The organism is Paraburkholderia sp. RL17-383-BIF-A, assembly GCF_046028015.1.
In the GTDB taxonomy this organism is placed as follows: Bacteria; Pseudomonadota; Gammaproteobacteria; order Burkholderiales; family Burkholderiaceae; genus Paraburkholderia.
Genome location: NZ_JARESR010000005.1, coordinates 222,037 through 234,793, shown reverse-complemented (window position 1 = coordinate 234,793; position 12,757 = coordinate 222,037). Strand labels below are relative to the sequence as shown.

Below are 12,757 nucleotides of genomic sequence, written 5' to 3'. Positions count from 1 at the left end.
TGACATGAAGATTTGCCGTTTCGAGCCCGATCGCGTCGGGCTTGTTCAGGGAGACGCCGTATATGACATCACGCAAATGGCCCGGGAGGTGGAACGTCAGCGCGATCCTTCCCTCCCTGGCGACCCGCTGATCGCTCAGCTAGAGCAGCTCCGATCGTTGATTCCCGCTGATCTGGACGGTCTTGCAAAACTGGACCTCGGCGGTATCAATCTGCTCGCGCCCGTTGCGAGACCAGGGAAAATCGTCGCAGCGCCGGTGAACTACCAGGAACATATTCAGGAAATGCAGGAGAACAATGTTTCTCCGGGTCACGATATTCCGGAAATCGGCAAGGCCGGCCTGTTCCTGAAAGCCGCGTCGTCACTTGTGGGGCCGTCGCAGGGCATCGAAATCCGTTTTCCCGAACGTCGTACTGACCACGAACTGGAACTCGCCCTGGTCATTGGCAAGACCGCAAGCGAGGTCGAATGGGAGGACGCGCTGTCCTATGTAGCCGGATACTGCATTGGGCTCGATATCACACTCCGGGGCAGGGAGGATCGCAGTTTCCGTAAATCGATTGACAGCTATTCGGTACTTGGGCCATGGCTGACCACTTCGGATGAGCTGCCATACCCCGATGCGCTCGATCTTCGGCTGAGCGTCAATGGAGAGGAGCGGCAGCAGGCGTTGACGAACCAGTTGATCTTTGACGTGCGAAAGATCATCCAGTTCGCCTCGAGTTTTTACACGCTGCATCCGGGCGACGTCATCTATACCGGCACCCCAAAGGGCGTTGCACCGATTGCATCGGGGGACGTGATTGAAGCGCAATGCCCACAGCTCGGTCTCATGCGGGTGAGGGTACGTGCTCACGAGTCGGCGAAGGCTCGCAGCTAATAATCTGACATAGGGCGCGCGCGTTGTGCAACGGCATCTACCTGTTGCCAGCGGAGCATGTAAACGGGTGAGTCACCGCGGTAGCGGTTGCGCGCGCGTGCCGGACGCGTGCGTTCTGTCGTGCCGGTATCGGTCTGGCAAGATGATTGAATCCAGCTGTGTCGCGTGGAGGCAGAGTGCGAGGGGGGGCAATGGACAGCAGGGCCTCAATATTGGGTCCGGATGTTAGCCCCGGTTCTGCTTGCGGTCTCGGTGTGCATTTTGCCTGGATCGTGCTGTCTTGTGATATTCCGGCGGTACGAGCAGGAACGCCGCCATCCAATCAACATCGGTGTCAGTACACTGATCGCAGATTGACCCGTAAGACTGCTGGAAGTTATGATGGATTGTTGCTGACCGACAGCAGCCCGCGATGAAAGCCGCGGGTGATTCCGCTGACCCGGATAACCTCCGGGGTGTGAAGGCTACGAGCGGTCGCTGCAATGCTGTGACTGAAAAAGGGAATAAAAAGATGACGAAGGATAGCGGGAGCGCTGTCGAAACAGCGTTTGAAGACAGCCAGCGTGAACTGTACAAGCATCCTGGCTACCTGATACGTCGATTGCACCAGATATCGGTTTCCATTTTTCTGACCCAGGCGCAAGAATACGATCTGACGCAGGTGCAATGGGGAGCGCTGACTATGATTGACGCCAACCCCGGCATCGATCAGACCGCGCTGGGTCGGCTGATTGCAATCGATCGCCAGACAGTCAGTACGGTCGTACAGCGGCTATGCGAGAAAGGGCTGTTGCGGCGTGAGCAGAAGGATCGGCGTTCGAGCGCCCTGTTCGTGACGGGAGCGGCAAAAGCGCTGATCAAGATCATGCGTGAGCAATTGCCGGCAGTCGATCAGATCCTGCTTGAACCTCTTACCGCGACCGAGCGGCGTGTTTTTATGGAGCTTCTGACCAAGCTCGTCAATGTAAACAACAGTCTGAGCCGGGCGCCGCTGGGACCCGGCGAAAGTCCGAAGCGCAGCAGGAAGGTGTCGACGGACGCAAGCGTAATCTGAAACATTGGCGCAGGGTGCCTCCCGTCGTCTGGCGGGAGTTCTTTGAAAACCACCGCCTCCGTTGCCCCAAGGTCAGCCTTTCAACTGGCGGTGTCTGTCGTTCCCTGCTGTGCGAAGGGTTCCTCATTGACCGACGGCATTGAGAACCGGCCACTACCGGCTTCACTGACGCACAGGATCATCGATATCGTCGCGTACTGGCCTAGCATGATCGTCAGGTCCGCTACCCCCTGTTCTCCAAGCACGCCAAGTACCGCGGCAAACCCGTCATCGGGGACGGGGCGACGGTTTACGAGTCGCACGGCGAAATCGAAGATACTCCGTTCATCATGCGGCATTGTCGCTGGCGTTTGACCAATCCGCAGTGCCTCGATCGTATCGGCGGTGACGCCGCAGGACGCGGCACGCCCGGCATGCATATCCCACTCGTACTGATCACCCCAGATGCGGGCGTGCACGAGGATGGCCAGTTCCGCGAGTCGTTGCGGAATAGCGGTGCGAAAGCGCAGATAGTCGCTTAGCTGAAGGATGATATCCGTGGCGTCCGGGCTTCGCAGCATCATGTTGAACGGCCCGTTAAGACCGTTCAGCGAAAATCCCAGGATCTTCTGTGCTACCTCCTTCTGTCTGCCTTCGAGCTGTTCGATGGACAGGCCTGCAAAGCGTGGGGGTCTTGCATGAGCATCTGTTGTTGCCATCATTTCCTGTGTTTCCAGTTTTGTTGATGTCCGCGCCTTGCCAGCGCGAGGAGCGCGTTCGGGCAGAGCGGAGAGCCCTGAATTTTAATCATCACAATACTGCCATTTTGCGGAATAAACCGCAACACACCCGACGCTGTCCCTTCGGGAATTAAGGGTCGTGCATTGATGCTGGAGGGTTTTCCGGCAGCCGATATTGATGGAAAAAGCCAGAAAATTTGCCCAACTGTGTCCCACTGACCCGTGGATCGAGCATCTCATACGGGAAACTCCCTAGCATCTGCGATTGAATGGTCTGCAGGCTTTTCGCTATACTAAAAATACATTCAGTGAACTGAGTGAATTAAATTCCGGCGGGGTGCGCGGCGAAGATTCTGGCCGTGGCCTGTCATCCGATGGCGCGCACATTGGTAAGTGCCAGACGCGAGGACGGTATCGCCGCCGTATCTAGTACAAGGAGTGCTTCCGGTATTGCCGGAAAGCGCGACTGGAGACAGGAGGAGCACATGGAGTCGTTGTCTGCCGCGGGGCGCCGTCTGATAGACCGTAAGATCCTGCTGGTGTTCTGTCTGGGGAACTTCATCAGCTTTGTTGATCGCATCAACGTCAGCTACGCCGCGCTCGAAATGAACCGGGAGATCGGCCTGACCCCGGAGCTCTTCGGTTTCGGGGCAGGTCTGTTTTTCATTGCTTATGCGGGCCTGGAGATTCCCAGCAGCTATTTTCTTGTGCGCCTCGGTGGGCCGAAATGGTTTGCCCGCATCATGATCTCCTGGGGAATCTGTTCCGCTGCAATGGGACTGGCCACGGGCCATGTGAGTTTCAGTGTGCTGCGTTTCATCGTTGGTGCTTGCGAGGCCGGGTTTGCGCCGGGGGCGTACTACTACTTTGCGAGATGGTATCCGGCGTCACAGCTCGGGCGCGTCTACAGCCGCTGGATACTGGCCTCGATCATTGCTTCGATCGTTGCAGGGCCGCTTGCCGCCGTTCTGCTGAATGTGAACGCATTCGGTCTGAGCGGCTGGCGCTGGATGTTCTTCGCAGAGGGTATTCCTGCTGTGGCTCTTGGCCTCTATATCCTGAAGTTCCTTCCCCGGGATCCAGCGAGCGCGCAGTGGCTTGCGCCCGGAGACCGGCGTGTCCTGCTGCAGTTGGCGGAAGTCAGGGACGGACATGGTGTAGCGCTGCGCACCTTCTGGACGGCATTTCTTTCCCTTCGGGTCTGGACCTACGCGGTCTGTTTCTTTGTGTATCTGTGCTTCGGTTTCGGATATACCCTCTGGTTGCCACAGGTCGTCAAGTCGCTGTTCGCGGGTTCGTCGAGCGTCTTCATTTCGTTGATGTCGACAGTTCCGTGGCTTTGCGCAGCGGCCGGAACCCTGCTGCTCGGGTGGAGCTCGGACCGTCTGGGGGACCGTCGGTGGCATCTCGCGGGCGCTGCGTTCTGGGCTGCGACCTTTCTTCTTGTCGGTATTTCGACAAAGGGAATGGCCACGTTTATCATGCTCTGCCTCGTCGGGTTCGCCCTGAATGCCTTTATTGCGGTGTTTGTTTCTGTTCCGACTGCGGAGCTCAAAGGGGTAGGTGCCGCGAGCGGACTGTCGATCATCAATGCGGTCGGCGGTATCGGTGGCTTCATGGGGCCATACGCTTTCGGCGCGTTGCGCCAGGCTACGGGGTCCTTCTATGACGGAATGCTGTTTTTTGGTTGCATGGCCATTATCGCGGGCCTGATCCCGGTCGTGTTCAAGGGTGCGTTTCCTTCGTTTGGTGCTGGCAGGAAAGCGGGCAGTGTCGGCGCCATTGCCGTCGGCGAGCTGGATTCCCCTTGAAGCGAACGCCAAGTCTTATCGGAAAGAGCATCAGAAGAGGGCGCGGCGGCCAGTTTCTGCCGGCCAGACGAGAGATATTTGATGGAGTGGAATGTGGAATTTGATTACATCGTCGTGGGCGGCGGTTCGGCTGGTTGCATAGTCGCGAACCGGTTGTCCACATCTCCGACGAACAGGGTGCTTTTGCTTGAGGCTGGACCTGATATCGTGGAAGGGCAGGTTCCACCGGACGTGGACGATACGTACGTTGGCCTGGCGTTCAACAATCCACGATTTCACTGGCCAGATCTCAGCGTCACAACGCAGGGCGCGCCACCGGCGCAGGCAGGGTATCCGACGCAGCCATTACCACGCAGGAAGTACATTCAGCCGCGCGTGCTCGGCGGTGGCTCGACGATAAACGGGCAGGCTGCGAACCGCGGCGCGCCCGATGATTACGATGAATGGGTGCGGTTGGGTGCGGCCGGCTGGAATTGGGATGCGGTTCTTCCCTACTTCAGGAAGCTGGAGACCGATCTCGATTTCGACGGCCCCCTTCATGGCAAGGATGGTCCTATCGCCATTCGCCGTATCCCGCGTGAGCACTGGTGTGGACACGCGCGTGCCGCGGCACAGTCATTCGAAATGGCCGGATACCGTTACCTCCCCGATCAGAACGGCGAGTTTCGGGATGGGTATTTTTCCATGGCAATATCCAATCGCGATGAGCGCCGTGTTTCAGCGGCGACGACTTATCTGGATGGTTCGGTGCGCGCACGCACGAACCTGCGCATCATGACCGGAACACCCGTAACGGCCCTTCGTTTCGAAGGAAAAGTATGCGTTGGTGTCGAAGCGCTGGTCGATGGCGCTCCGACATCCATTCGCGCGCGCGAAGTGATCCTGTGCTCAGGGGCGATCTATTCCCCGGCTCATCTACTACGTGCGGGCATCGGGCCAGCGCACCACCTGCAGGACCTCGGTATTCCCGTTCTGGCAGACCGGCCCGGTGTCGGGCGCCGGCTCATGGATCACCCGGCGATTGCGGTCGGCTGCTTTGTGAAACCTGAAGCGCGGATGAATCATCACACCCGGCGCCATATGCAGGTGGGCTTGCGCTATACGTCGGGTATTGGCGATCGTCCCAGCGATATGTCTGTGGGGGTCGTGAGCAGAACCGCATGGCACCCGGTCGGTAGCCAGATCGGGGCGATGGCGCTGCTGGTCAACGGTACGGAATCTGACAGCGGCGAAATCAGGCTTGCGAGCCCGCACTTCGCGGATGCTCCTCTCGTTGACTTTAATCTCCTGTCCAATCAGCGCGACGCCCAGCGCCTGATGGACGGATTCCGCCGCATGGTCGAAATCCATGCGTTGCCGCCACTCAGAGCGGTGTGTGGCGAAGTGTTCCCGGCGTCCTATACCGATCGCGTCCTTCAGTACGGAGCAGTCACTGCCAGGAACAGGCTGGTGACGGGCTTCGCGCGCATGCTGCTTGACGGCCCTAATGCGATCCGTCGGTACATCATCAACAATATGGTCATCGATCAGTTCGATCTGGCGAGCCTGATGGACAGTGATGAGCGTCTCGAAGCATTTGTTCGAAAGACCGCGATCGGCGCGTGGCATGCGTCGTGTTCCGCGCGCATGGGCCGGGCAGACGATCCTATGGCGGTGACGGATCCTGCAGGTCGCGTTTACGGCGTATCGGGACTTCGCGTAGCCGATGCATCAATATTTCCAACGGTCCCCCGCGCAAACACCAATCTGCCGACGATGATGTGCGCGGAGAAGATATCGGATGCCATTCTCAACGATACCCGGCCGGGCATGCTCCCGGCGGGCGTTCTGGCATATGCGCGGTAGAGGCGCGAGGTCGCCCACGTGAGGCCGGATGGGGCCGGGTATCCGTGCTCACGCGATGGTGCAGGCGGCGTATTGGACACAATCGACGTTTTCTGAGGGGAAGCATGGTGAATTTCAGGATGGGCCACATGACGATAGACAAGATTCCGGAGCTCGAATCCGTGTACATGCCCTTGTCGTTCGCGCTGCCCGACATCAACGGAGAAGACGTGCGCCGCCTGCGCGAATGGTACTGGGACGAGGGCATGAACGAGGATCTTTCTCTCGCGAAGATCCATATGCCGTTTCAGAGTTACGTGCTGCGCGTGAACGGCAAGAATATCCTGATTGACAGTTGCAATGGCAATCACAAGACGCGGGAGCTTCCCTTCTGCAACAGGCTCGACACCCCATACCTGGCAAGACTGCAGGAAGTGGGACTTTCGCCGGCTGATATCGACCTTGTATTGTGCACGCACCTGCATTTCGACCACGTTGGCTGGAACACGCAACTGGCTGACGGGAAGTGGGTTCCGACATTTCCCAACGCGCGATATCTGTTCACCCGGACCGACTATGAATTTTTTGAGAGCCGCTATTCAGACACGCTGAACCGGGCGGCGTTCGAAGACAGCATTCTACCGGTTGTCGAGCATGGCCTGGCCGATCTGGTTGAAACGGATCATGTCATCGAACATGAGCTGGGTAGCGGAGTGTGGTTGCAGGGTGCGCCGGGGCATACGCCAGGTAGCTGTATTGTTCATGCGCAGTGCGACGACCACAAGGTGATCTTCTCCGGTGATGTGTTTCACCATCCTCTTGAGCTGGTCCGTCCTGAAACGCGATTCTTTGGTGACCACGATTCCCCATTGGCGGGCCGTACGCGAAGTGAACTCTTCGAGAAATACGCTGATAGTTCCACGGTCTTTTTTCCTGCTCATTTTTCTGGCGTTTCGGGCGGCCGGGTCTGTCGGCATAAGGGGGCGTATAGGTACGAATACCTGGATGTCCCACGGCCGTCGTGGCAGTCCACTGCAGTGGCGGCGCACCGCCGATGAGGACGCGCCTTCAACGACTCTTTCTAAACGAAACGCGTTGAATCCAGCCAAGTTTGCATAGGGCCAAATTCGAGTGTTGTTCGGCGGCTGCTCGAACTGGTGTCGCCAGCTCAGTTTCAAGCGGTAGTGTCGACCGGCCGAACGGTACGTGATTCGCCGGGCGCGTTTCGATAGCCACAGTGCGCCTTGCGCGGCGGCTCTTGGTTGCCGTGACTGCGACACGCAACGAGCCATTTAGGCTGGGCAGCTATTCCGTCATGCACGCGACTTGCGGCCTACAGTCGAGAAGCGCATTCGCGCCACGGAGGGTGATTGCTAGCGGATGCAGGTACGTGTCGGGGACATCGAAGGGACGTGCGGGACATGTGATCGTTTGATGGCCACCAGTTTCCCTACAGAACGCATGGTGCTTTTCATACGATATGCCCGGGAGACATGTTGTGGATCGTCAACAACTGGAAACGCTGGCTGCAGTTATCGAGCACGGGAGCTTCCGAGGAGCGGCATCCGTCCTGAACATTACCCCGGGCGCGGTTTCGCAGCGGATTAAGGCTCTTGAGGAGCACGTCGGATGCATGTTGCTGATGCGGGAAGGGGCAGTCACACCGACGCGTGCTGGTGAAGCGATGTTGCGACACATCGTGGCGCTGAGGTTACTTGAGGAAGATACCCTTCAGTCGATCCGACCGGATCAGTTTCCTCCCGTCTCGTTTCCGCTGGCGGTCAACGCAGACTCGCTTGCGACTTGGTTCGAGCCGGTCGCCTGGGAGCTCGCGAGGCATCATATCGCGCTAGAACTTATGGTGGACGATCAGGACCATACGCTGGGCGCGTTAGCCCGGGGCGATGTTATGGGCGCCATCGCAACTCAATCGGATCCTCTGGTCGGCTTTATTGCCAAGCCTGTCGGCTGCATGCGCTACCAGTGTGTCGCGACGCCGACCTTCAAGCACCGGTACTTTATGGACGGGTTCACGGTTCCGGCGGTGTTGAAGTCTACCGCCATCCTTTTCAACCGGAAGGATGCCTTGCACGACACGTTTCTGAACTCGTTCTTTGGCCTTCGGGTCGGCCGATATGTGAAACACTACTTCCCTTCACCTGTGGCGTTGCTTGGCGCGATCGTGGGGGGAATTGGTTATGGACTTGTGCCGTCACTTCAGGCTGCACCACTTATCGGGAACGGTGTGCTGGTGGACCTCACACCATCGCAGGCGCTGGACGTGGAGTTGTACTGGCATCACTGGAAGTCAGAGCTACAGCCGATGGCTGGGATCAGCGAAATCGTGATGAATGCGGCGCGCGCCGCACTCATACAAGCGACGTAGGATGATCGGCACTGCGGGCGCCTCATTTTAGCTGGATGGGGCGAAGGCGAATCAGCTCGCTGATCACACCAGTGACCACAGATGCTGACAGGCCTGCAACGAGCGGAGTGACCGATGGTAGCGTGACCAAGTCGAACCACCGGACCATCTGGAGTCCCATCGAGGTCGATAGTCCGGCGATGCCCATTGACCACGCGCTGCGAGGCGATATGGGAGCCTCCACCTCGTGCAGGATAAATAAAGCACCGACCGACGCGACGTACGCGATGTTCATCGACACAATTGTTTCAACCATTGGATGGTTAGCTGCGGCTACTGTTCCGCCTGTGCCAAGAATGACGATAGAACCGATGGGCCGACGCAGCAACGACGGGGACCCAGCAACTGCCGAGAGGGCGTCGACCATGGCGCGCGTGACCGCCGCGGCCGAGCCTAGCGCGGCAGCAAGGAGAATTGCCAGCATCGCGAACTCTGCGTTGTGCCCGCCCGGAGCGGCGGATTGCGACAACAAAAATGGAATGACCTGCGCGGTATCCGTGGTTCCAGCTCCGCGCAGGCTGGCCTGATTCGCGAGCACGGCGCTAGCCGGAAGAAATCCCGTCGCAAAGAGGATGACTGCTGCCAGGATTGTGCCGAGGTACGCGTCCCTGGGGCGACGCGCGGCGATGATGAACTGCTGATAGTCGGCGCCTGTGACAACGAGAAATGTCACCGCGACGACCGTCGTTACGACGTCGAACGGTTGCAGTTTTCGGGTATCTTGTGCGAGTTTGGGGATGGCGTTGGTGTAGATGCCAAGTCCGTTCGAGTGAATGACGACGTATAGCAGGACCAGGTTACTGGCGAGCAGGCAACCTGCAAAGATTGTTGCGGCAACGCCGAGCCTGAGCGATGTGGCCGTTAGCACAAGCGCGAGGATTACCGCCAATGCGACGCCGTGCGGCAAGCCACACAACGTCGCAATCGCGACGCCCCCTTTGATCTGTGCCGCCAGTACACCCGTCATCCAGATCAGAGAGAGCACGGCGATGCCGTTTCCGACCTTTGCGCCGTAGGCACGTCCGAAAGTGCCCCAGATTGGTTGCCCCCGGAGCCACAGCGGGCGCGCCAGGAACGCGAGCACCACCATGCCGCCCGCGGTGGCCAACGGGTAGAGGCTGCCAGCCATTCCTTCACGCAAGGCCATCTCGCCCGAGCCGAAGAGAAATCCGATGCCGCAGCTGGCCGATACCAGAAGCGTCGCGACCCCTAGCGGGCCAAGCTCTTGTTGGACGATCATTCAGGCCTCGTCGGTAGTGGTCCAGGCTCGCACGACCGCGCCATCTCCGCGAAAGTACGCGTCGGAAATTGAGGCGAGGCCTGCAAAGCCGGGAAGCGTCCGGAAAATCCCGTGTGCCGTCGCAAGTCGATGATAGGGGATAGACGGTATCAGATGGTGTGTCAGGTGATATCCATTACTGCGGGGGTGGATGACCAGGGACCATAGATCTGAGGCCGAGACATCACGAGTGAAGCTGAATATGCCACCAGGCTGAAGGCCGAAATGATCGGACATCTCCCGGAAGGTCGTGACGAGATGGAACGACGTTGCTCGGGCGATGATCCAGATCGCGATCAACGTGATCGCGCACCCGGGGGCGGCGGCGAGCGCGATCGTTGTCAGCAAGGCTGTCCACCAGAGCAGGATAGCAGCGCGCTGCAGACGCGTAGCAGCGGACGCGTAAAGATGTCCCAACAGCGAACCCAGCCATGCTTTCCTGGAGCATAGGACGCGAAGGTAGTGCTTCCACCATGGCCGGCTTTCGCCCTCGTGCTCAGTCGCAATGTAGTCTGGATCCCGTCTGGAGTCGCCAAGCCACGCATGGTGGCGAGCATGCAACTCTCGATAGACAGCAAGGCTGTTGCAGAGCGCCGGTGCCAGAAAGATACGCGCAATCAGATCGTTGACCCGGGACGAAAGCGCAAGGTTTCGATGGCCTGCATCGTGTAGCAGGTTTCCGAGTGCGCGTTGTCTGTTCCCAACCCACATGACCGCAATCGGACCCAGCCACCACCCTGTCCGGTGAACGGCGAACACCATGAAGACAATACTGGCCCAGTCGAAGCCTATATCGGCAAACACGCGTCCGACGTTTGGACGCTGGAGCGCACGCAAATCCAGGCCGGCCGCCCACAGCATATCGCGCAGCGCATTCTGGTCCGCAATCACGGAGGAATTTAGATTCGGCTTGTCCATGGGCTGACCTCACCGTGCATGGTCATGGCAGGCTTCCGCGTAACCACGTGACATTCCGACCGTTCGCGAGAGCAAGAATGTCACGGAGATCATCATAGGAAAGGACAGTACGCGGAGAAGTGAAAATAGGAAATTTAGACGGCGCTTAGTTTTGTTGAACGGTTGCTATCTTCGGGCCTGTTCGACGTAGGCTATGCGAAAGGGGGAGTCCCATGCGCGGAGAATGTGACGTCGCGACGCTTTGTGCGAGCCTGCAACCAAGGCGCGCTAGTTCGACGTGCGTCTACTGTTGTCTACCGGATTTTGTCGTTCCCGACGGAATCGGCAACCAGGAGGCGCTTCTTGTGTTCCGCGAACGGGAAGGTCTGACGTTAGTCATCGAAAAATCCGCGGCAAAGCGCCTGGAACTGGCATATGAATTCGAGGCAACCCTGATCACGCTGGATATCCATTCGAGCCTGGATGCGGTCGGATTCATCGCGACCATTGCTGCGGAGCTTGCACATGCTTGTATTCCGTGTAACGCCGTTGCTGCCTATTATCACGATCACCTTCTTGTTCCGGAGCAACGCGCATGCGAAGCAATGCGGGTGCTAACCCGTCTGCGCAGCAGGGCACGCCGCGAACTTCAGGCGGACAACAACAAAGCCGCGGGCTAATTGTTGTCTGGTCGGCTTCCCTGGCAGACGGTTACTTCGACGCGCCACGGTCCCAGCGCGGTATCGGGAGGGAATATCTGAACGCTGACGTGGCCCTGGGGAGGTGGTGAGGCGGTAATCCGCGGGCTTCCTCGCGTGGTCTCAATGTCCGACACGATTTCCCTTTCAAGCTGCTCAAGTTCGGCACGTACATCTTCGAGTCGGCCCATGGGTTCCTCTCCCCCCAGTGGTTATCAGAAAATAGATGGCAACATGATGAACGCCATGTCTGAAGATTAACGATGTGCGGCATTTTATAACCAGCGTTTAATTCTTCTTCTGCCCGATTAGCGAAATGTGCGGATGATGGCGGTGTCGGTTCTAGCGGCGCGGTCGCGACCGTAGCATCGTGGTGAGTAACGCATCGTCCAATGAAGCTTCGGCTACCTGAGCGAGTAGCTGGGACTGCTCATAAAGGAGTCCGATAAGTCGTGACTTTCGGTTTGCGTCGAGGGATTTTCCCAGTCTGTTCTCGATGCGATCGACTGCGGCGACGACGCGGTCGAGTACGCGCTGTTGAAGGCGGTAGCGTACGTCAGGATCAAGGATCATTGGTCCATTGCCGGTAAGTAACCACACGGGATCGACCGAGAACTGTTCATACAGCGCGCGCACCAGTTCGATGGGAATCGAGCGCTCGCCGCGCTCGTAGTTGGCGTACGCGCGAAGCGACGCGCCGAGACGCTCAGCCATTTTCTCCTGCGATAGTGCGAAGTACTCGCGCACCTGCGCGATACGTTCATGATAGTCGCCACGATCACTGATGCTTGACATGTTTGCCCCATATTCCTAGAGTGATTTTGTGCCTTGATTATAGGCACCATTGAGTATTGGACAAAGCTGGACGTACCTGGACGGAGGAAGATAACGCTGGACAGGTTGCGTATCGCGGAGGCTCTGGCAGATGCGGTTCTACACACTGGAGGAAATTGCGCGCGAGTTGCATATCGCACCTGCCACCGCGCGTAACCGGTTGACGCTCGGGCAGCCCATGCCCCCGTCGATCCGCATCGGCCGCCGACGCCTTTTCCCTGCGGACGAGTACGAGAAGTGGATCGCATCGCAGCTCGCGCGTTCCGATGATTTCGATGAGACGAGCCACCATCCAGCTCAGACAACCAGATCCTGACTTCACAGCATGACGTTGCA

The 12,757-nt window shown here is 58.5% G+C and carries 12 protein-coding genes; 8 read left to right on the top strand and 4 right to left on the bottom strand.

The annotated features are described in order from the left end of the window. Window positions 1–4: 4 nt before the first annotated feature. A complete protein-coding gene (locus P0D71_RS08480; RefSeq protein ID WP_408479708.1) occupies window positions 5–880 on the top strand; it encodes a fumarylacetoacetate hydrolase family protein in 876 nt (291 codons plus the stop codon). 412 nt (window positions 881–1,292) lie between these two features. Next, window positions 1,293–1,934, top strand: coding sequence for a MarR family winged helix-turn-helix transcriptional regulator (locus P0D71_RS08475; protein ID WP_408479707.1), 642 nt, complete (start codon window positions 1,293–1,295; stop codon window positions 1,932–1,934). 80 nt (window positions 1,935–2,014) lie between these two features. On the opposite strand, the gene P0D71_RS08470 is transcribed toward P0D71_RS08475, so the two are convergent. Continuing rightward, complete coding sequence (locus tag P0D71_RS08470) at window positions 2,015–2,635, bottom strand: carboxymuconolactone decarboxylase family protein (protein WP_408479706.1); 621 nt, start codon at window positions 2,633–2,635, stop codon at window positions 2,015–2,017. 503 nt (window positions 2,636–3,138) lie between these two features. On the opposite strand from P0D71_RS08470, the gene P0D71_RS08465 reads away from it, so the two are divergent. The 4 genes from P0D71_RS08465 (at window position 3,139) to P0D71_RS08450 (ending at window position 8,674) form a co-directional block, all read left to right on the top strand. Further along, window positions 3,139–4,464, top strand: coding sequence for an MFS transporter (locus P0D71_RS08465; RefSeq protein ID WP_408479705.1), 1,326 nt, complete (start codon window positions 3,139–3,141; stop codon window positions 4,462–4,464). A 93-nt stretch (window positions 4,465–4,557) separates the two neighbouring features. Beyond that, complete coding sequence (locus P0D71_RS08460; protein WP_408479704.1) at window positions 4,558–6,309, top strand: GMC family oxidoreductase; 1,752 nt, start codon at window positions 4,558–4,560, stop codon at window positions 6,307–6,309. 128 nt (window positions 6,310–6,437) lie between these two features. Beyond that, window positions 6,438–7,346 (top strand): MBL fold metallo-hydrolase, encoded by a 909-nt coding sequence (locus P0D71_RS08455; protein ID WP_408263436.1) that lies wholly within the window; start codon window positions 6,438–6,440, stop codon window positions 7,344–7,346. 440 nt (window positions 7,347–7,786) lie between these two features. Next, window positions 7,787–8,674 carry an HTH-type transcriptional regulator ArgP gene (locus P0D71_RS08450; RefSeq protein ID WP_408263435.1) on the top strand — a complete coding sequence of 296 codons (888 nt, stop codon included), beginning with the start codon at window positions 7,787–7,789 and terminating at the stop codon, window positions 8,672–8,674. 22 nt (window positions 8,675–8,696) lie between these two features. Here P0D71_RS08450 and P0D71_RS08445 read toward each other — a convergent pair whose 3' ends face one another. Together P0D71_RS08445 and P0D71_RS08440 are read right to left on the bottom strand one after the other, a co-directional pair. Continuing rightward, a complete protein-coding gene (locus P0D71_RS08445; protein WP_408479703.1) occupies window positions 8,697–9,953 on the bottom strand; it encodes an SLC5/6 family protein in 1,257 nt (418 codons plus the stop codon). Next, the gene (locus P0D71_RS08440; RefSeq protein WP_408479702.1) at window positions 9,954–10,910 is read right to left on the bottom strand and encodes a fatty acid desaturase family protein; all 957 of its coding nucleotides are present in this window, start codon (window positions 10,908–10,910) and stop codon (window positions 9,954–9,956) included. It abuts the gene before it with no gap. Between the two features lie 212 nt (window positions 10,911–11,122). On the opposite strand from P0D71_RS08440, the gene P0D71_RS08435 reads away from it, so the two are divergent. Beyond that, entirely contained in the window at window positions 11,123–11,569 is a 447-nt protein-coding gene (locus tag P0D71_RS08435) for an ACT domain-containing protein (RefSeq protein WP_408263432.1), read from the top strand. Between the two features lie 360 nt (window positions 11,570–11,929). Here the strand turns inward: P0D71_RS08435 and P0D71_RS08430 are convergent, their stop codons facing one another. Beyond that, window positions 11,930–12,382, bottom strand: a complete 453-nt coding sequence (locus P0D71_RS08430; RefSeq protein WP_408263431.1) for a helix-turn-helix domain-containing protein — start codon at window positions 12,380–12,382, stop codon at window positions 11,930–11,932. A gap of 130 nt (window positions 12,383–12,512) precedes the next feature. Between P0D71_RS08430 and P0D71_RS08425 the strand changes: the two genes are divergently transcribed. Continuing rightward, window positions 12,513–12,737: a helix-turn-helix transcriptional regulator gene (locus P0D71_RS08425; RefSeq protein ID WP_408263430.1), complete on the top strand. Its 225-nt coding sequence runs from the start codon at window positions 12,513–12,515 to the stop codon at window positions 12,735–12,737. Window positions 12,738–12,757: the final 20 nt, after the last annotated feature.

Bases quoted from the DNA above. Each gene is read 5' to 3' on its own strand.
- P0D71_RS08445 (WP_408479703.1), bottom strand. From the start codon at position 9,953: ATGATCGTCCAACAAGAGCTTGGCCCGCTAGGGGTCGCGACGCTTCTG.
- P0D71_RS08480 (WP_408479708.1), top strand. From the start codon at position 5: ATGAAGATTTGCCGTTTCGAGCCCGATCGCGTCGGGCTTGTTCAGGGA.
- P0D71_RS08435 (WP_408263432.1), top strand. From the start codon at position 11,123: ATGCGCGGAGAATGTGACGTCGCGACGCTTTGTGCGAGCCTGCAACCA.
- P0D71_RS08455 (WP_408263436.1), top strand. From the start codon at position 6,438: ATGACGATAGACAAGATTCCGGAGCTCGAATCCGTGTACATGCCCTTG.
- P0D71_RS08430 (WP_408263431.1), bottom strand. From the start codon at position 12,382: ATGTCAAGCATCAGTGATCGTGGCGACTATCATGAACGTATCGCGCAG.
- P0D71_RS08465 (WP_408479705.1), top strand. From the start codon at position 3,139: ATGGAGTCGTTGTCTGCCGCGGGGCGCCGTCTGATAGACCGTAAGATC.
- P0D71_RS08425 (WP_408263430.1), top strand. From the start codon at position 12,513: ATGCGGTTCTACACACTGGAGGAAATTGCGCGCGAGTTGCATATCGCA.
- P0D71_RS08470 (WP_408479706.1), bottom strand. From the start codon at position 2,635: ATGATGGCAACAACAGATGCTCATGCAAGACCCCCACGCTTTGCAGGC.
- P0D71_RS08475 (WP_408479707.1), top strand. From the start codon at position 1,293: ATGAAAGCCGCGGGTGATTCCGCTGACCCGGATAACCTCCGGGGTGTG.
- P0D71_RS08440 (WP_408479702.1), bottom strand. From the start codon at position 10,910: ATGGACAAGCCGAATCTAAATTCCTCCGTGATTGCGGACCAGAATGCG.